This is a genomic window from Jiella soli (assembly GCF_020615385.1).
Taxonomy (GTDB): Bacteria; Pseudomonadota; Alphaproteobacteria; order Rhizobiales; family Rhizobiaceae; genus VKMB-3413.
The window spans coordinates 60,724-76,740 of sequence record NZ_JAJAVB010000039.1; the positions used below are offsets into that span (position 1 = coordinate 60,724).

19 protein-coding genes are annotated in these 16,017 nt (G+C 67.1%); 14 read left to right on the forward strand and 5 right to left on the reverse strand.

All coding sequences use genetic code 11. The features are described 5' to 3' along the window. The first annotated feature begins 59 nt into the window (after nt 1–59). The 11 genes from LH400_RS23040 to LH400_RS23090 all read left to right on the forward strand — a co-directional run bounded on the left by LH400_RS23040 (nt 60) and on the right by LH400_RS23090 (nt 10,499). Nucleotides 60–485, forward strand: a complete 426-nt coding sequence (locus LH400_RS23040; protein WP_229155813.1) for a hypothetical protein — start codon at nt 60–62, stop codon at nt 483–485. After that, nucleotides 482–1,267 (forward strand): aspartate/glutamate racemase family protein, encoded by a 786-nt coding sequence (locus tag LH400_RS23045; RefSeq protein WP_229155814.1) that lies wholly within the window; start codon nt 482–484, stop codon nt 1,265–1,267. Before LH400_RS23040 ends, LH400_RS23045 begins: the two co-directional genes overlap by 4 nt. 266 nt (nt 1,268–1,533) lie before the next feature. Further along, on the forward strand, nt 1,534–3,069 hold the full coding sequence (locus LH400_RS23050) for an ABC transporter substrate-binding protein (RefSeq protein WP_229155815.1): 1,536 nt from the start codon (nt 1,534–1,536) through the stop codon (nt 3,067–3,069). A gap of 36 nt (nt 3,070–3,105) precedes the next feature. Next, nucleotides 3,106–4,125, forward strand: coding sequence for an ABC transporter permease (locus tag LH400_RS23055; RefSeq protein ID WP_229155816.1), 1,020 nt, complete (start codon nt 3,106–3,108; stop codon nt 4,123–4,125). Continuing rightward, nucleotides 4,118–5,038: an ABC transporter permease gene (locus LH400_RS23060; RefSeq protein WP_370638465.1), complete on the forward strand. Its 921-nt coding sequence runs from the start codon at nt 4,118–4,120 to the stop codon at nt 5,036–5,038. Before LH400_RS23055 ends, LH400_RS23060 begins: the two co-directional genes overlap by 8 nt. Then, nucleotides 5,035–5,919 carry an ABC transporter ATP-binding protein gene (locus tag LH400_RS23065; RefSeq protein ID WP_229155817.1) on the forward strand — a complete coding sequence of 295 codons (885 nt, stop codon included), beginning with the start codon at nt 5,035–5,037 and terminating at the stop codon, nt 5,917–5,919. The genes LH400_RS23060 and LH400_RS23065 overlap by 4 nt, the downstream gene beginning before the upstream one ends. Continuing rightward, complete coding sequence (locus LH400_RS23070) at nt 5,912–6,835, forward strand: ATP-binding cassette domain-containing protein (RefSeq protein WP_229155818.1); 924 nt, start codon at nt 5,912–5,914, stop codon at nt 6,833–6,835. The genes LH400_RS23065 and LH400_RS23070 overlap by 8 nt, the downstream gene beginning before the upstream one ends. Nucleotides 6,836–6,910: 75 nt before the next feature. Next, a complete protein-coding gene (gene dctP / locus LH400_RS23075; RefSeq protein ID WP_229155819.1) occupies nt 6,911–7,894 on the forward strand; it encodes a TRAP transporter substrate-binding protein DctP in 984 nt (327 codons plus the stop codon). A 69-nt stretch (nt 7,895–7,963) separates the two neighbouring features. Further along, entirely contained in the window at nt 7,964–8,476 is a 513-nt protein-coding gene (locus LH400_RS23080) for a TRAP transporter small permease (RefSeq protein ID WP_229155820.1), read from the forward strand. A 3-nt stretch (nt 8,477–8,479) separates the two neighbouring features. After that, nucleotides 8,480–9,790, forward strand: coding sequence for a TRAP transporter large permease (locus LH400_RS23085; protein ID WP_229155821.1), 1,311 nt, complete (start codon nt 8,480–8,482; stop codon nt 9,788–9,790). Nucleotides 9,791–9,800: 10 nt separating this feature from the next. Beyond that, nucleotides 9,801–10,499: an EthD family reductase gene (locus LH400_RS23090; protein WP_229155822.1), complete on the forward strand. Its 699-nt coding sequence runs from the start codon at nt 9,801–9,803 to the stop codon at nt 10,497–10,499. Nucleotides 10,500–10,550: 51 nt separating this feature from the next. Here the strand turns inward: LH400_RS23090 and LH400_RS23095 are convergent, their stop codons facing one another. Beyond that, the gene (locus LH400_RS23095) at nt 10,551–10,874 is read right to left on the reverse strand and encodes a YnfA family protein (protein WP_229155823.1); all 324 of its coding nucleotides are present in this window, start codon (nt 10,872–10,874) and stop codon (nt 10,551–10,553) included. A 42-nt stretch (nt 10,875–10,916) separates the two neighbouring features. Further along, a complete protein-coding gene (locus LH400_RS23100) occupies nt 10,917–11,561 on the reverse strand; it encodes a cation efflux transmembrane domain-containing protein (protein ID WP_229155824.1) in 645 nt (214 codons plus the stop codon). Nucleotides 11,562–11,626: 65 nt separating this feature from the next. Here LH400_RS23100 and LH400_RS23105 point away from each other — a divergent pair, with 65 nt between their 5' ends. Then, complete coding sequence (locus LH400_RS23105; protein WP_229155825.1) at nt 11,627–12,058, forward strand: MerR family transcriptional regulator; 432 nt, start codon at nt 11,627–11,629, stop codon at nt 12,056–12,058. A gap of 36 nt (nt 12,059–12,094) precedes the next feature. On the opposite strand, the gene LH400_RS23110 is transcribed toward LH400_RS23105, so the two are convergent. The 3 genes from LH400_RS23110 to LH400_RS23120 all read right to left on the reverse strand — a co-directional run bounded on the left by LH400_RS23110 (nt 12,095) and on the right by LH400_RS23120 (nt 14,115). Next, nucleotides 12,095–13,024, reverse strand: coding sequence for an NADP-dependent oxidoreductase (locus LH400_RS23110; RefSeq protein WP_229155826.1), 930 nt, complete (start codon nt 13,022–13,024; stop codon nt 12,095–12,097). A gap of 152 nt (nt 13,025–13,176) precedes the next feature. Continuing rightward, nucleotides 13,177–13,938, reverse strand: a complete 762-nt coding sequence (locus LH400_RS23115; protein ID WP_229155827.1) for an HpcH/HpaI aldolase family protein — start codon at nt 13,936–13,938, stop codon at nt 13,177–13,179. A 39-nt stretch (nt 13,939–13,977) separates the two neighbouring features. Further along, nucleotides 13,978–14,115 carry a hypothetical protein gene (locus tag LH400_RS23120; RefSeq protein ID WP_229155828.1) on the reverse strand — a complete coding sequence of 46 codons (138 nt, stop codon included), beginning with the start codon at nt 14,113–14,115 and terminating at the stop codon, nt 13,978–13,980. Here LH400_RS23120 and LH400_RS23125 point away from each other — a divergent pair. Both LH400_RS23125 and LH400_RS23130 read left to right on the forward strand, forming a co-directional pair. Then, nucleotides 14,108–15,199, forward strand: coding sequence for an LLM class flavin-dependent oxidoreductase (locus LH400_RS23125; RefSeq protein WP_229155829.1), 1,092 nt, complete (start codon nt 14,108–14,110; stop codon nt 15,197–15,199). The two genes, LH400_RS23120 and LH400_RS23125, sit on opposite strands and share 8 nt — an antisense overlap. A gap of 79 nt (nt 15,200–15,278) precedes the next feature. Next, the gene (locus LH400_RS23130; protein ID WP_229155830.1) at nt 15,279–15,800 is read left to right on the forward strand and encodes a flavin reductase family protein; all 522 of its coding nucleotides are present in this window, start codon (nt 15,279–15,281) and stop codon (nt 15,798–15,800) included. Nucleotides 15,801–16,017 lie beyond the last annotated feature (217 nt).

A 16,017-nucleotide genomic window follows, 5' to 3' on the forward strand; every position in this document is an offset into this window, starting at 1 on the left:
GACGCCGATTGGCGCGGTCGTTTCGACCTTCCGTGCCCACCATCTTTCCGGAGACCCCGATGCAGGATCCACATTGCCATTCCAGCAGCATTGCGGTCGACCGGCCGGCCGAGACCGTCTTCGAGATCATGGCCGAGGGGCTGAGCCAGGGCCGCTGGACGCTCGGCAGCTACGACCGGCGCGAGCTCGAGCCCGGCGTCTTCGTCGGCACGTCGCTCTTCTCCGGCAAGCAGACCTTTGTCCGTCTCAAGGTCGACCGGCCGCGTCTCATGGTCGATTACGACGTCGGCCCCAGCCTCGAGACCATGCGCTTCCGCAACATGTCGCGGGTGATCCCCGGCCCGGTCCTGAACATGGAGGCCGACCGCTGCGTGGTGACCCTTCTCTCCTGGCGCATGGCCGATCAGAGCGAGGCCGCCTGGCTCCAGACCGCGACGTCGCACGAAGCCGAGATGTTCCTGATCAAGGGGCTCGTCGAGCGATGAGGATCTTCTGGCAGAGCTTCATCGACGAGACCGCCAGCCGCCCGTACATGCAGCGGCTGTCGGCCTATCTGAACGAGATCGCGGCCCCCGGCACGACCGTCGAGGTCGCCGGCATCTCGCCGCCCGACCGCGACTTCGGACGCCTCGCCGAGATGCGCTGCGCGGTCCTTGCAGTCGACAACGGCATCGCTGCGGAGGCGGAGGGCTACGACGCCGTCGTCATGGGGCATTTCCAGGATCCCGGCCTTTACGAGCTGCGCTCCGCCTTGCAGATCCCCATCGTCGGCGTCGGCGAGGCGACGCTGTTCGCCGCAGCCCAGCTCGGCCGCCGGCTCGGTCTCGTGACGCTCGACCCGGTCTTCGAGGTCTGGCACCGGGAGCAGGCCGAGCGCTACGGACTGGGCGACCGTGTCCGCCATGTCACCGCCATGGCCTGCCGGCCGGAGGACTTCTCCGAGGCTTTCGCCGGCAATGACGAGGCGCGGCGGCGGATGCTCGACGACTTCACGAAGTGCGCCATGCCGCTGGTCGAGGAAGGCGCCGACGTCATCGTGCCGGCGGGCGTCCTGCCGGGGCTGCTATGCGGCGGCGAGCACGGCTTCACCGTCGGCCACGCACCGGTGGTCAATTGCGCCGCCGTCGGGCTGAAGAGCGCGGAGATGTGGGTGCAGCTGCACCGGTTGAACGGGCTGGAGCCCTCCCGCGGGCCGAGCTTCGCGCTGGCGCCGGAACGGGCGAAGGCGGATTTCCGGGCCCTCGTCGCGAAGGGTCGCGCCGGCTGACCGTCGCGGCATCCGGTCGTCGCCATTCTTCGCCACTGCCCCTCCACACTTCGCGCTGCCGCATTTCTTTCCGCTCTGCACAAAAAATCGGCGAAACAGAAAATGCCTAGAAACCCCTCTTGGCAAGCGGCGGGACTTGGGACTTAATGGCGGAAGAATTTTAAGCCTAAAGCAGTCTGGCCGATCAAGTGCTGCGACAGGCGGTTCAGCGGGTATCGGCGGAGCGGATCCGCCCGACCCGACCATCTTCGAGGGGAGCGATCGACATGACCGGCACCACGAGACGGGATTTCCTGAAGATCGCGGGAGCGGGCGTCGTCCTGACGAGCTTCCTCAAGGGCGGCGGCGCCTTCGCGGCGGACGCCGATACCGTGACGATCGCCTACAACGTCAACCTGCCGGCCTTCGACCCGACCGTCGGCCCCTCCGCGGTTAACCCGACGATCCAGGCGATCTACCGGGCCGTGTTCGACCAGTATGTCGGGCAGAAGCCGGACCTCTCCTTCGAGTCGGGCCTGCTGACCGACTGGGGCTGGAACGACGACAAGACCAAGGTCCACATGACCGTCCGCGAGGGCGTGAAGTGGCACGACGGGTCGGACATGACGCCCGAGGACGTCGTCTGGTCGCTGAAGCGGGCGGGCGATCCGAAGACCGGCAACCCGATCCAGTTCGTCTGGTCGACGATCGACAACTTCAAGGTCGACGGCAACAAGATCACCGCCGACGTAAAGTCCTACGACCCGACGCTGTTCAAGTGGATGGCGTTTCTCACCGGCTACGTCATGCCGAAGGCCTATTACGAGAAGGTCGGCGCGCAGGGCTTCGAACAGAAGCCGGTCGGCACCGGGCCGTACATGGTCGACGAGTTCCAGTCGAACGGCTTCCTGCGCCTGAAGCGCAACCCGCACTATTGGGGCGACAAGCCGGCCTTCGAGACGGTGATCTTCAAGTTCGTCACCGACCCGACGAGCCGCGTCGCCGAAATCGAGAGCGGCGGCTCCGACGTGACGCTGCAGATCCCCTACGAGGAGTACGACCGGCTGACCAAGAGCGGCCAGTTCGACGGCACCTGCGAGCCGGTCTCCGATATCGGCATGATCTTCATCAACAATGTCGGTCCGCTTCTCGACAAGAACGTTCGCCTCGCGGCGACCCATGCGGTCGACAAGGAGGCGATCATCAAGCGGCTGCTGCGCGGCTACGGCACGCCAATCGATACGCTGGAGGCGCCGGGCTACGCCGCCTACGACGCCTCGATCACGGTCCCCTACGACCCCGATCTGGCGAAGAAGCTCCTTGCCGACAGCGGCTTTTCGCCGGACAATCCGGTCACGGTGACCATTCAGACCACCCGCGGCTACATGCCGAAGGATTACGAGATGATCCAGGCGATCGTCGGCATGTGGCGCAAGGTCGGCATCGAGGCGAATATCGAGGTCTACGAGATCGCCAAGCACTACGAGCTGCGCGCGGCCGACCAGTTGGCGCCCTTTGCCTTCTACAATTGGGGCAACGCGATCGGCGATCCGGCGACCTCGACGGGCTTCGCCATGTTCGGCCCCTCCCCGCACTCGGTCTGGAACACCGACGACCTCGACTCCAAGATCGCGCTGCTCTGGGGCGAAAAGGACGAGGAGAAGCGGATCGCCGGCTGGAAGGCGGTCGACAAATACATCGCCGAGGAGGGGTATGTCCTGCCGCTCCTGCAATACGCCCAGCCCATCGTCTTCCGGAAGGGACTGAAGGTCACGCCCAACGAGTCCGAGGCACTGCAGCCGACGCTGATCTCCAAGAGCTGAGACGGAAGAGGACGGCCCGCTGACGGAGCCCATGCGATGCGCATGATGCCCCTTGCCTTCCTGCCATGGCGATCGCTGCTCCTGGCGGTCGTCACCCTGTTCGGCGTGGCGGTGATCTCCTTCGTGCTCCTGCGCGTCGTCCCGGGTGATCCAGTCGCCATGATGATCGCGCCGGGCGCAAGCGAGGCGGACATCGCCGCGCTGCGCGCCTCCTACGGGCTCGACCGTAGCATCCCCGTGCAGTTCGCCATCTGGCTCGGCCATGCTTTGACCGGCGATTTCGGCACCTCGATCTCCATGCGCCAGGACGTCACCCATATCATCGCCGAGCGCCTGCCGGCGACGATCGAGCTGGCGCTCTTCGCCCTCCTCGTCGCCCTCGCGCTCGGCATCGGCACGGCGGTCCTGACGACGCTGGCGCGGCGGCGGCTGGTCGGCTCGATGGTCGACAACGCCAACGGCATCCTCCTTGCCGTTCCCGATTTCGTCTGGGCGCTCGCCTTCGTCGTCCTGTTCGGCGTCGTGCTGCCAATCCTGCCGATCTCCGGCCGCGTCGACCCGCGCCTGCCGCTCGACTTCGCGACGCCCTTCATCTTCTTCGAAAGCCTCCTGCGCCTGCGCTTCGCGGTCACCCTTGACGTCCTGTCGCACATGATCATGCCGGCGATGGCGCTCGCCCTGCCGCTCGCGGCCGTGATCCTGCGGGTGCTCAAAGGGGCTCTGGAGGTCGAGGCGCATCAGGACTACGCGCTGCTCGCGCGCATCCGCGGCAAGTCGCGCCTGCGCGTCACGCTGGAGGAGACGCTGCGCAACGCCCTGATCCCAACCCTTTCCCTGACGGGCGTCCAGTTCACCTTCCTCTTCGGCGGCACGGTGATCGTCGAGCGGATCTTCGCCTATCCCGGTATCGGCAACCTCGCCATCGACGCGGTGATCAATCGCGACCTGCCGCTGATCCAGGGCCTGATCCTGACCTTTGGCCTCGTCTTCATCCTCATCAATCTCGCGGTCGAGGCGAGTTTCGGCCTGCTCAACCCGAGGCTCCGGCATGGTTGAGCGCGCACTCCCCGAGGCGGCCGCCATGGCGGCGACGCCGGCCGATCCGGCCGCGGTCCCGTGCCGCTCGGCCGGGCTCGCCGCGGTCCTCAAGGAGCCGCGTGTGGTCTTCGCCGGGGGCTTCCTGCTCCTCCTCGTCTTCGCGGCGATCTTCGCGCCGCTCGTCGCCCCGCACGACCCGCTCGAGCAGGACCTGATGCTGAACACGCTGCCGCCGGCCTGGCTGGCGGATGCCGAGCCGGGCTATCTTCTTGGCACCGACAGTCTCGGGCGCGACGTCCTCTCGCGGCTGATCCACGGGACCCGGGTCGCCCTCACCGTCGCCGTCGTCGCGGCGCTGGCGGCCGGACTGATCGGCACGGTGCTCGGGCTCCTCGCCGGCTATTTCGGCGGCTGGATCGACGCGGTCGTGTCGCGGCTGATCGATATCTGGATGGCGTTTCCACCGGTGCTCCTGTCGATCCTGCTCGTCGCGGTGATCGGCACCGGCGTCACCTCCGTCATCCTCGCCATCGTCATCATCGACTGGACGCGGTTCTGCCGCGTCGTGCGCTCGGAGACGCTGCAGCAGGCCAAGATGGACTATGTCGACGCGGCGGTGACGCTCGGCACCAGCCGTTGGAAGATCCTCCTGAAGGAGGTGCTGCCGAACGTCCTGCCGGTCGTCGTCGTGCTCCTCAGCCTGGAGATGGGCATCGCCGTCATCGTCGAAGCGGTGCTCTCCTTCGTCGGCCTGTCGGTCTCCTCGGACACGCCGACCTGGGGCGGCATGATCGCCGAGGGACGGCAGATCATCTACCAGGCCTGGTGGGTGCTGGTGTTTCCGCTCGTGCTCCTCACCGCCACCGTCCTCGCCTTCAACCAGCTCGGCGACGGGATCCGCCGGCTGACCGATCCGGTGCTGCGGCGATGACGGCGCCGCTGCTTGCCATCGACGGCCTGTCGGCCCGGCTGCGCGCGCCGCCGCGCCGCCCGCTCTTGCGTTCCGTCAGCCTGTCCGTCCGCCCTGGCGAGGTCCATGCGCTGGTCGGCGAGAGCGGCGCCGGCAAGTCGACGATCGGCAAGGCGGTGCTCGGCATCCTGCCGCGCCCGATCGAACTCTGCGGCGGCACGATCCGCTTTGCCGGCACGGACCTTCTCGGCCTCTCCCCCGCCCGGCTCGACGCCGTCCTCGGCACCGAGATCGCGCTGATCCCGCAGGACCCGATGACCGCGCTCAACCCGTCGCGGCGGATCTTCGACCAGCTGACCGACGGGCTCCGGCTGAAGCGCAGCCTGCGCGGCAGGGCGCTCCGGGAAAAGGCCGTCGCGCTTCTGGAGGACGTGCAGATTCCGGAGCCGGAAGCCGTCCTGAAGCGCTATCCGCACGAAATCTCCGGCGGCATGCGCCAGCGCGTCCTGATCGCCGCCGCCTTCTCACTCGATCCGAAGCTGATCATCGCCGACGAGCCGACGACGGCCCTGGACGTGACCGTGCAGAAGGAAGTGCTCCGGCTGATCCGGAAGATGCAGAGGACGCACGGCACCGGCGTCGTCTTCGTGACGCACGATCTCGGCGTCGTCGCGCAGGTCTGCGACCGGCTGACGGTGCTTTACGGCGGCATGGTCGTCGAGCAGGGCGAAACGGCGGCGATCCTCGCCGCGCCGTCGCACGCCTACACCCAGGCGCTCATCGACGCGACGCCGCGCCACGACCGCACCGGAACCGGCATGACGCCGATCCCGGCGAGCGTCGCGGCGGCGCTTCAGGCGGAGGTGGCGCGCTACGGCATGGGACCCGGCGCCCATGTCTGAGATCCACGCTCCCATTCGGAACACCGCGTCTGGCGACACCGGCGCTCCCGCCCCGAACGACGCGCCGATCCTGATCGAGGCGAGAGATCTCGAACTCGAACTGCCGGACATGAACGCCCGCAAGGGCTTCGGGACCCGGCCGCGCGCCCGCATCCTCCATCCGGTCTCGCTGACGGTCCGGCGCGGCGAGATCCTCGGCATCGTCGGCGAGTCCGGCTCCGGCAAGTCCTCGCTCGGTCGCGCGCTGCTTAGGCTCTACGAGCCGACCGGTGGGCGGCTCGTCTTCGACGGCACCGACATCACCCATGCCGGCGAGGCCGCGCTCCGGCCCTTCCGCCGCCGCATGCAGATGATCTTCCAGGATCCGCAATCCTCGCTCAATCCCCGGCACCGGATCCGCACGATCCTCGGCGCCGCGCTCGACCTCGCACCGCCCGCTCCCGCCGAAGACCGCCACAGCGCCCTCGCTCGCATCATGGTCGAGGTGGGGCTCGACCCGGTGCTCGCCGACCGCTTCCCGCATGAGCTGTCGGGCGGCCAGCGCCAGCGTGTCGGCATCGCCCGGGCGATCGCGACGCGGCCCGAATTCGTCCTCGCCGACGAGATCGTCTCCGGCCTCGACGTCTCGACGCAGGCGCAGGTGCTGGCGCTGCTGAGGCATCTGGCGGCGGAGCTATCGCTGTCGCTCGCCTTCATCAGCCACGACCTCTCCGTGATCCGCACGCTCTGCGACCGCGTCGTCGTCATGCGGGCCGGGCGGATCATCGAGGAAGGCCCGTGTGCCGAACTCTTCGAGGCGCCGAAGACCGCCTATACGCGCGAGCTTCTCGACGCCATCCCTTCGCCCGTTCCCGACCCCGGCTGGCTGGAGCGCGGCGGCCCCGCCGGGCCCGGCGCCATGACACCCGTCCCTTGAACCCCGATGGGCCGACCCGGCTCCTCGCCGGTCGTCCCGCCCGACCTTCCCACAAGAACCGAAAGGACCAGCATCATGCGAACCGCCCTCAGATTAGCGCTCGCCTGCGGACTGCTCGCGCTGTCCGCAGCGACCGCCAAGGCCGAGGAAGTGACGCTCAACGCCGCCCACTTTACCCCGGCGCAGAACTCCTATGCCCAGAGCTTCCTGAAGTTCGTTGACGAGGTGAACAAGGCCGGCAAGGGCGTCGTGCAGATCAAGGTGCGCGGCGGACCGGAGGTCATCCCGCCGGGCCAGCTGGGTCTCGCCCAGAAGAACGGCCTGATCGACATGATCGACAATCCGGCCGGCCAGTATCTGGAACTCGTGCCGGAAGGCGAGGTGTTCTCCGCATCGACCAAGTCGCCGGAGGAGGTCCGCAAGAACGGCGGCTGGGATCTGATGCAGGAGATCTACGGCAAGAAGGGCAATGCCCATCTGCTTGCCCATGTCGATTCCGGCACCGGCTTCAGCATCTTCACGGTCGACGAGCCCAAGGGCAATGCCGACGGCGGCATCGACTGGTCGACGCTGAAGATCCGCTCCTCGCCGCTCTACCGGCAGTTCTTCGAGTCGCTGGGCATGACCGTGATCGTGATGCCCCCGGGCGAGGTCTACACGGCGCTCGAGCGCGGCGTCATCAACGCCAACGCCTATCCGGTGTTCGGCTACAAGTCCTTCGGCTGGGACAAGTTCACCAAGTGGCGGGTCGAGCCGACCTTCTTCCAGACCGACGTCCTGATCTCGATGAACAAGGACAAGTGGGACAGCCTGTCGCCCGAGGCGCAGAAGATCCTGACCGACGTCTCGCTGCAGTACGAGGAGGAGAGCCGCAAGGCGATCGAGGCGGAAAACGCCCGGCAGGCGAAGGTGATGGAGGACGAGGGCCAGAAGATCTTCGAGCTGAAGGGCAAGGGCCGCGACGATTTCCTCGCCAAGGCCGCCAAGGCGAGCTGGGACCGCATGGAAGCACGCGACCCGACCTACGTGCCGCAGCTCCGCAAGCTCTTCCAGGACTGAGCCATAACAGACAATCGCCGCCGGCGCTCGCTATGGGCGCCGGCGGTCTGCCGGAGTGAATTCCCGAACATGGGCACCTTCTTCAAGCTCGTCGGCTGGCTGAGCCTCGCGCTCGCATCGCTGGTCAAGCTGATCCTCGCCGCGATGGTCGTGGAGGTCGTCTCGGACGTCGTCCTGCGCAACCTCGACTACCGGCCGATCTCCTGGGGCGTCTCGGCGACCGAGTACGGCCTCCTCTATTCCGCCTTCCTGCCGATGCCCTGGCTGGTGCGCACCAAGGGTCACGTCTTCGTCGAGTTCCTGCGCCGCGCCCTGCCGCCGGCCGGCCGACTGGTGCTGGAGAAGCTCGTCTATGCGCTCTGCATCGCGCTGAGCCTCTACCTCACCTGGTACGCCTTCGACGCATTTCTCAACGCACTTGCGACCGGCGCCTACGAGACAAAGACCTTCGACATGCCGAAATGGCTGATCTTCCTGCCGATCGCCATCGGCTTCTTCCTCTCGGCGCTCGAATGGAGCCGCTATCTCCTTGGCCATGACAGCCTCTACGACGTCGACATACTCGACAGAGAAGGGCTCTGACCCGTGGACTGGCTGTTTCCCTTCGCCCTGATGGTCGGGCTGATCCTGTTCTTCATGGGCGTCGGCCTGCCCGTCGCCTTCGCCTTCTTCGTCACCAACATCGTCGGCCTCTATTTGTTCTTCGGCGGCTCGGCCGGCGTCACCCAGATGATCTCGAACTTCTCGGACGCGATCGCCACCTATTCGCTGGCGCCGCTACCGCTGTTCCTGATCATGGGCAGCCTGTTCTTCCGCTCCGGCCTCGGCGACGGCGTGATGCACGCGCTGGACCTGTGCATCGGCAATCTGCGCGCCCGCCTCTCCTACGTGGTGCTCGCCGCCGGCGCGGTGTTCTCGGCCCTCTCCGGCTCGAGCCTCGCCAATACCGGCATGATGGGATCGCTGATGGTCCCGGAGATGCTGAAGCGCGGCTACAAGCCGAAGATGGCCTATGGGCCGATCCTCGGCGCCGGCAGCCTCGCCGTCATCATCCCGCCCTCCTCGCTCGGCGTTCTCCTCGGCTCGCTCGCCAACATCAATGTCGGCGCGCTGTTGATCGCCGGCGCCATTCCCGGTCTCCTGCTCTGCCTGATCTTCGCCGGCCTCATCTACGTGCAGACCCGGCTCGACCCGGACTGCGCGCCGCTCTACCCCGTCGAGGAGATCTCGCTCGGCCAGAAGCTGAAGGCCGTCGCGATCAACGTCGTGCCGATGGGCGTCATCGTCTTCCTCGTCGTCGGCACGATCCTGCTCGGCATCGCCACGCCGACGGAATCGGCCGCGCTCGGCTGCGCCGGCGTCTTCGGCCTGCTTGTCGTCTATCGTCGGTTCTCGTGGAAGTCCGTCTGGGCGGCGCTCGACGACGCGATGAAGGTGACCGGCATGACCTTCCTGGTCATCTCGGCCTCCACCACCTTCTCCCAGGTCTTCGCCTTCTCCGGCGCCTCGAACGGCTTCATCGACTACGTCACCGGCTTCGATCCCGGACCGTACACCTTCCTGTTCCTGATGGTGCTGGTGATCCTCGTCCTCGGCATGTTCATGGATCAGGTGTCGATGATGCTGATCACTTTGCCGATCTTCCTGCCGATCGCGACCCATTTCGGCTTCGACCCGGTCTGGTTCGCGCTGATCCTGCTCCTTTCCTACGAGGTCGGCTTCACGACCCCGCCCTTCGGCCTCCTGCTCTTCGTGATGATTGGCGTCGCCCCGCCCGGCACCAGCCTTAAGACGGTCGCCTTCGCCGCGGCGCCCTTCATCGCCTGCACGCTTCTGCTGATCGTGCTGATCGTCGCCTTCCCGCAACTCGCGCTGTTCCTGCCGAACCTGTTATGAGGCCGCTGCGATGACGTTTTCCCACCTCGTCTTCTTCTCCGCCGAGGACCCGGCCGCGCGCATTTCCGGGACCGATCTCGAAGCGGTCCGCGAGGTCTTCGGCGCGCTGCCCGGCCTCGACCGGGCGCGGCTCTACACGCCGGAGACCGCCTCCGACCTCTACAACGACGACGGCCATTCCCCGGTCTTCGGCTTCCAACTCTACTTCGACGGGATCGAGGCGCTGGAAGCTGCGATCGGCCAGACGGGCGCGCTCCAGGCGCTCGCGGTCCCCGGCGCGCTGCCGAGCCTTTCAGGCGCGCAGGCTGCACAGCAGGCGATGCTGGTTCGCAGCTTCCATGTCCCGGACCCCGCCGCGCTCTCGCCGAAGGCCTGCAGCTATGTCGTCCACTATCCCGGCCCGGCGGCGGACACCAATGCCTGGCTCTCGCACTACATCCACCACCACCCGCCGATCATGCGGCGGTTTCCCGGCGTCCGGGAGCTGGAGATCCTGACGCGGATCGACTGGATCGACGCGCTTCCCTGGCGCCGCGTGAACCACCTCCAGCGCAACCGCATCCTGTTCGATTCTGCCAAGGCCCTGGAAGACGCGCTTCACTCGCCGGTCCGCCACGAGATGCGCGCCGACTTCGGCGACTTCCCGCCCTATGAGGGCGGGAATTTCCATTATCCGGTGGCGACGGAGGAGGTGTTGCCGAGGGTGTGAGCGTTCGGGTTGGGGTGGAACAGAATTGCCAATTCCGTTTCAGAGGCGCAGTCACCCAGTGCGTGGAGCCCAAAGGATGACAGCCGCACCGAGAAGGCAGATGGCAGCCCCTGATACGTCCCAGCGATCGGGGCGGACCCCTTCGGCCAGCCAAAGCCAGGCGATCGAGGACACGATGTAGACGCCCCCGTATGCGGCATAGGCTCGTCCCGCCTGATCGACTTCGACGAGCGTCAGGAGATAGGCGAACAGGCTGAGGGACGCGATCGCGGGAACCAGCCAGACAGCGCTTCTGCCGAGCCGCAACCACGCCCAGAAGCCGAAACACCCGGCGATTTCGGCAAGAGCGGCCGCGATGTAAGCGAGCAAGGTCATCGCCAGGGTGTGCCACTGGGCGGCCTGACCGACAAGACGGCCTCAGCGAGGACTGGGCAGGAGGCTCATCTGACGATCATCCTGGAGCTCGGACAGAGCCTGCCGGACGATCGTTGCCGCTCCTTGCAACGCCAGTGCCGCCATCACGCCTGCCACGATGATGTCGGGCCACCCCGTCCCCGTGCCGAAAACCCCAAACGCGGCCGCCAGGACCGCAAGATTGGCGATCACATCGTTGCGGGAGCAGATCCAGACCGAGCGCATGTTCGCATCGCCTTTCCGCCAAGCGTAGAGAAGAGCGAGGCAGGCGGCGTTGGCGACAAGCGCGACTGTACCGACGAGGCTCATGGTGCCCCAACCCGGAACGGTGCCGTTCACCGCGTGCCAGACGACGCTGCCGACGACCCAGAGACCGAAGAGGCCCATCGAGGCACCCTTCACAAGAGCAGCACTCGCACGCCAGCGAAGGCTCAGCCCCAGGACGAACAGGCTGATTGCGTAGTTCGCGGCATCGGCGAAGAAGTCGAGCGCGTCGGCCTGCAGCGCCGCTGATCCGGCGGCAAGACCGGCGATGATCTCCACCACGAACATCACCGCGTTGATCGCCAGAACGACCCAGAGAATGGTGCGGTATCGCTCGCTCGTCGCGGCGTTGGACGAGCAGCTATCGTTGGAACAGCATGGCATGGACGGATCTCACTTTTCCGATCGTTCCTTTCATATGCAGGCTATAGTGGCTATAGGGTCAAGGCATGGAACGCAGCGAGATGAAGATTGGCGATTTGTCGCGAGAGACCAAAACCAAGGTCGTGACGATCCGGTATTATGAAAAGGTAGGTCTCCTGGCGTCGCCGCCGCGCAGTTCCGGCAATTATCGGACTTACGATCGCGAGGCTCTCGAACGCCTTCGATTCATCCGACGGTGCCGGGATCTGGGCTTCTCGGTCGACCAGATCCGCGAGCTTCTCGAACTCTCCTCGCACGAGGAACGCGCCTGCAGTGACGTGGACGCAATCACCGAGACGCATCTGGCCGAAGTCGAACGGAAGATCACCGATCTCCAGGCGTTGGCGAATGAGCTCCGGCAAATCTCATCCCGATGCTCGGGCGGCGGGACGATATCGAATTGTCGTATTCTCGATGCGATTACGCCGCGCGCGGATCAAACGGCCGACCCGGTCTGATCGCTCGTTCTTGAAACACTTTCATCGTATTCCGTCTCACCCCGTCGCGAGCAGCATCCGCCCCCGCGTGACCTCGCCCGCCTCCATCCGTCGATGCGCTTCGGCGGCCTCTGCGAGCGGCAGGACGCCGGCGATCTGCGGGGCGATCTCGCCTTTGGCCGCCATCGTCAGGATCGCCTCGACCGGCTCGCGCCGATCCGTGATCATCGCGCGGGTGACCTCCACACCATACTCGGCGCCCCGATCGACGATCGGCGCGGCGACGAGCCAGACCAGATGGCCGCCCTTCTTCAGGATCGGATAGGACCGGGCATGGGTCTCGCCGCCGACGAGATCGAAGACCACGTCCTGGTCGCACAGCTTGCCGAAATCCTCCGTGTCGTAGGCGACCGCGCGGGAAGCGCCCAGCGAGCGCACATAGTCGCAGTTGGCGGCGCGGCAGGTCGCTGTCACCTCCGCGCCGAGATTGCGGCAGAGCTGGACGATCAATCCGCCGACGGCGCCCGCGCCGGCATGGACGAGAACCTTCGTCCCCGGCTCGATCCGCGCGGTCTCGAACACAGAGACCCAGGCGCTGAGCCCGGCATTCACGAGGCTCGCCGCCGCCTCGTCGGACAGGCCGCCGGGGATGGGGACGAGGTCGTCCGCCCGCGAGACCCGTTCGCTGGCATAGCTTCCCTGCGTGCCGTGCCGGGCGAGGACGCAGACCCGGTCGCCGACGGCGAAGTCCGTCACGGCCGCGCCGACTTCGGAAACCGTGCCCGCCCCGTCCCGGCCGGGAACCTTCGGGAAGTCCACCGTGAAATGCGCCTTCAGGAGGCCGGCGCGCAGCTTGCAGTCGAGCGGCGTCACGCTCGCATGGCTGAGCGCGACCCGGATCTCGTCCGGCGCCATGGGCGCCCGGGGCAGATCGAGAAGCTGCAGCACGTCAGAGCCGCCATATCGGTCGTATCGGATGGCACGCATGATGAGGATACTCCGGTGTGGGAAGAGGCGGAACGAGGCGGCCGGCTTGCGTCCGCACCGTCGGCGCAGTGCCGCGCGCACCCGGTGAGCGCTCGCGGCTTATGAGAGGCAGTGCCGCCCGGGCGCCGGATGCGCTTCGAGGCCGCCCGGTCTCAGCTCTCGCCGGCCGTACCGAGCGACGCCGCCGCGGCCGCGCCGAGGAACATCGTGTCCGAGGCGATGATGAAGAAGCTGGCGCCGGCGGCCTTCCAGCGCGCGATATCCGAAGCGTCGGGGCGAAACAGGCCGACCGCCTTGCGCGCCGAGCGGCAGGCGCTCAGCACCCGCTCCATCGCCGCCTCGAGCGTCGCGGCGCCGTCGGTGCCGAGGGCGCCGAGCGAGACAGCGAGGTCTCCCGGGCCGATGAACACGACGTCCACCTCCTCCACCGCGACGATCTCCTCGATCGCCTCGACCGCCCGGCCCGTCTCGACCTGGACGGCGAGGAGAAGCCTCCGGTTGGCCTTCTCGATATAGCTGGCGATGTCGTAGCCATAGGCGGACGCCCGGCCCGGCCCTGCGCCGCGCTCGCCATCCGGCGGATAGCGCATGGCGCGAGCGGCCGCGGTCGCCTCCGCCGCGCTCGACACGCGCGGCACGAGTATCCCTTGCGCGCCGGAATCCAGCGCCGCGGCGATCGCCTCGGCGTTGTTGCCGGGCACGCGAACCATGGGCACGGCGCCGCCCGCCTCGATCGCCCGGACGAGGTTCTCGATCTCGCCGCGGCCGATCTGCGCGTGTTCCCAGTCGATGCAGACGAAGTCGGCGCCGGAACGCGCCGTCACCTCGGCGGCGACCGGATGCGGGATCGCGGCGAAGGTGCCGCACAGAAGCGCGCCGGACCGCCCCTTTTTCCTGAACCCGCTGTGAGACATCGCGTTATCCCCCCTGCCGCAATCTATTTCACTCTTAAACTATTTTTTGCGGCGGGTCTTCAACATCCCCCCGGCATCGTCGAAGATGCCGGCGTCGGCTCCGGCGCCGTCGGCCTGGCCGGATCGCGGCGGGCCGCGACTGCCTTGCCGCGGAAATCGGGGGTTTTCGATGATCAAGCGACATCCGCTGAAGGGTGCCAACCGGCTGAAGCTCGGCGTCTTTTCCACCAATGCCGATGGCGGGCTCGCCATCACGACGGTCGAGGAACGCTGGAAGGCCCGCTGGGACGACAATCTCAACGCGGCGCAGATCGCCGACCGGGCCGGGCTGGAGTTCATGCTGCCGATCGCCCGCTGGAAGGGCTTCGGCGGGCAGACGCATGCGCGGGAATGGTCGTTCGAGACCTTCACATGGGCGGCGGCGCTCGCCGCCGTCACCGAGCGGATCGGTCTGTTCATGACCGTGCACGTGCCGGTCATGCATCCGCTCTATGCGGCAAAGGCACTCGCTACCGTCGACCATATCTCCAAGGGGCGCGCCGGCCTCAACATCGTCTGCGGCTGGAACCCCTCGGAGTTCGCCATGTTCGGGGTGAAGCTCGGCGAGAAGGGCTACGACCAGGCTGGCGAATGGCTGGAGATCCTGGAGAAGGCCTATGCCTCCAACGAGCCCTTCGACTACGAGGGCACCTACTACCAGCTGAAGCAGGTCGTCAGCCGGCCAGCGAGCCTGCAGGTGCCGCGACCGGTGACGATGAACGCCGCCTTCGGCGGCCCCGGCCGGGACTTCGCGGCCAAGCACTGCGAATACATCTTCACCACCTTCAGCGAGTTGGAGGATGCCGGCAAGCATGTCGCCGACGTCCACGAGCGGGCGGCGAAGAACAACCGGCATGTCGGCCTCTACACCGTCTGCCATGTCGTCTGCCGCGAGACACAGGCCGAGGCCGACGCCTACTACGAGCGATACGCGCTCAAGGAGGCCGATCACGCCGCGGTCGAAACCCACATGGCCGGCAAGAAGGAGTTTTCCTCCTCGCACGACAGGGAAGCCTACGACCGCTATCGCCAGCGCTTCGCCGGCGGCGCGGGCAGCTATCCGCTGGTCGGCACGCCGGAGAAGATCGCCGCCGACATGATCAAGATCGCGGAACTCGGCTATGCCGGCATCGCGCTGTCCTTCGTGAACTACACCTACGAACTGCCCTTCTTCTGCGACCGGGTATTGCCGCTCCTGCGCCAGTCGGGCATGCGGTCGTGAGCGGCGTGCGTCGGCGGGGCTGCCGCCGATGACGGCGCCGGCGACCGCCAACCGCCAGGTCGAGCACCAGGAGCCTGCCATGGCCGACACACCTTCGAGCGTCCGGCACGGGGCGACGGGCGCGCCGCGCTTCAAGCTGGGGATGCGGTGCCTTGCCGGTTCGGTGACGGTCGTCGCCCTGCAGGGCGTCGGCGGTACGCTTCTCGGCGTCACCGCAACGGCGGTCTGTTCGTTGTCGGCCGAACCACCCTCGTTGATCGCCTGCATCAACCGCGGTTCGCTGCTCGCGAGCGGCCTCTTCGAAGATGCCCGCTTCAGCGTGAGCATCCTCTCGGAGGGCCAGGAGGATATCGCCAAGGCTTTCGGGGGGCAGAAGGGCGTCGCCGGGCGCGACCGCTTCGTCTACGGCGAATGGTATCGTAGCGAGCACGACGTGCCGCTCCTCGTCGGCGCCCGCGCGTCCTTCGAATGCCGCGTCGCCGGCTTCCTCGACTACGGCACCCACCGCGCCGCCATCGGCCTCGTCACCGACGTCCATATGAGCGAGGACGCCGAGCGGACACTCGTCTTCGCCGACGGGCGTTTCGGCACGGTGGGGTGAGCCCCGCTTTGCCGGTCTGCGGAACGCGCTCCGCCGGCGGCGCCGGACCGCCGGACCGCCGGACGGGAGATGGGCGTCCCGTCGGGGATGACCGATCGAGATTGCGCCACCGTCGAGGTTAAGGCAATCATTCCGGATGCCAAGCCGGTCGCGGTAATGAAAGAACCTGTCGACGGTCGCAGAGCCCTGCGCCGCAACCTACGAGCCGAAGGGCGCA

Coding starts and splice junctions, on each gene's coding strand:
- LH400_RS23080 (WP_229155820.1), top strand. CDS start 7,964: ATGGGCACCTTCTTCAAGCTCGTCGGCTGGCTGAGCCTCGCGCTCGCA.
- LH400_RS23110 (WP_229155826.1), bottom strand. CDS start 13,024: ATGCGTGCCATCCGATACGACCGATATGGCGGCTCTGACGTGCTGCAG.
- LH400_RS23065 (WP_229155817.1), top strand. CDS start 5,035: ATGACGGCGCCGCTGCTTGCCATCGACGGCCTGTCGGCCCGGCTGCGC.
- LH400_RS23045 (WP_229155814.1), top strand. CDS start 482: ATGAGGATCTTCTGGCAGAGCTTCATCGACGAGACCGCCAGCCGCCCG.
- LH400_RS23070 (WP_229155818.1), top strand. CDS start 5,912: ATGTCTGAGATCCACGCTCCCATTCGGAACACCGCGTCTGGCGACACC.
- LH400_RS23095 (WP_229155823.1), bottom strand. CDS start 10,874: ATGACCTTGCTCGCTTACATCGCGGCCGCTCTTGCCGAAATCGCCGGG.
- LH400_RS23060 (WP_370638465.1), top strand. CDS start 4,118: ATGGTTGAGCGCGCACTCCCCGAGGCGGCCGCCATGGCGGCGACGCCG.
- LH400_RS23055 (WP_229155816.1), top strand. CDS start 3,106: ATGCGCATGATGCCCCTTGCCTTCCTGCCATGGCGATCGCTGCTCCTG.
- LH400_RS23105 (WP_229155825.1), top strand. CDS start 11,627: ATGGAACGCAGCGAGATGAAGATTGGCGATTTGTCGCGAGAGACCAAA.
- LH400_RS23050 (WP_229155815.1), top strand. CDS start 1,534: ATGACCGGCACCACGAGACGGGATTTCCTGAAGATCGCGGGAGCGGGC.
- dctP (WP_229155819.1), top strand. CDS start 6,911: ATGCGAACCGCCCTCAGATTAGCGCTCGCCTGCGGACTGCTCGCGCTG.
- LH400_RS23125 (WP_229155829.1), top strand. CDS start 14,108: ATGATCAAGCGACATCCGCTGAAGGGTGCCAACCGGCTGAAGCTCGGC.
- LH400_RS23090 (WP_229155822.1), top strand. CDS start 9,801: ATGACGTTTTCCCACCTCGTCTTCTTCTCCGCCGAGGACCCGGCCGCG.
- LH400_RS23130 (WP_229155830.1), top strand. CDS start 15,279: ATGGCCGACACACCTTCGAGCGTCCGGCACGGGGCGACGGGCGCGCCG.
- LH400_RS23115 (WP_229155827.1), bottom strand. CDS start 13,938: ATGTCTCACAGCGGGTTCAGGAAAAAGGGGCGGTCCGGCGCGCTTCTG.
- LH400_RS23100 (WP_229155824.1), bottom strand. CDS start 11,561: ATGCCATGCTGTTCCAACGATAGCTGCTCGTCCAACGCCGCGACGAGC.
- LH400_RS23040 (WP_229155813.1), top strand. CDS start 60: ATGCAGGATCCACATTGCCATTCCAGCAGCATTGCGGTCGACCGGCCG.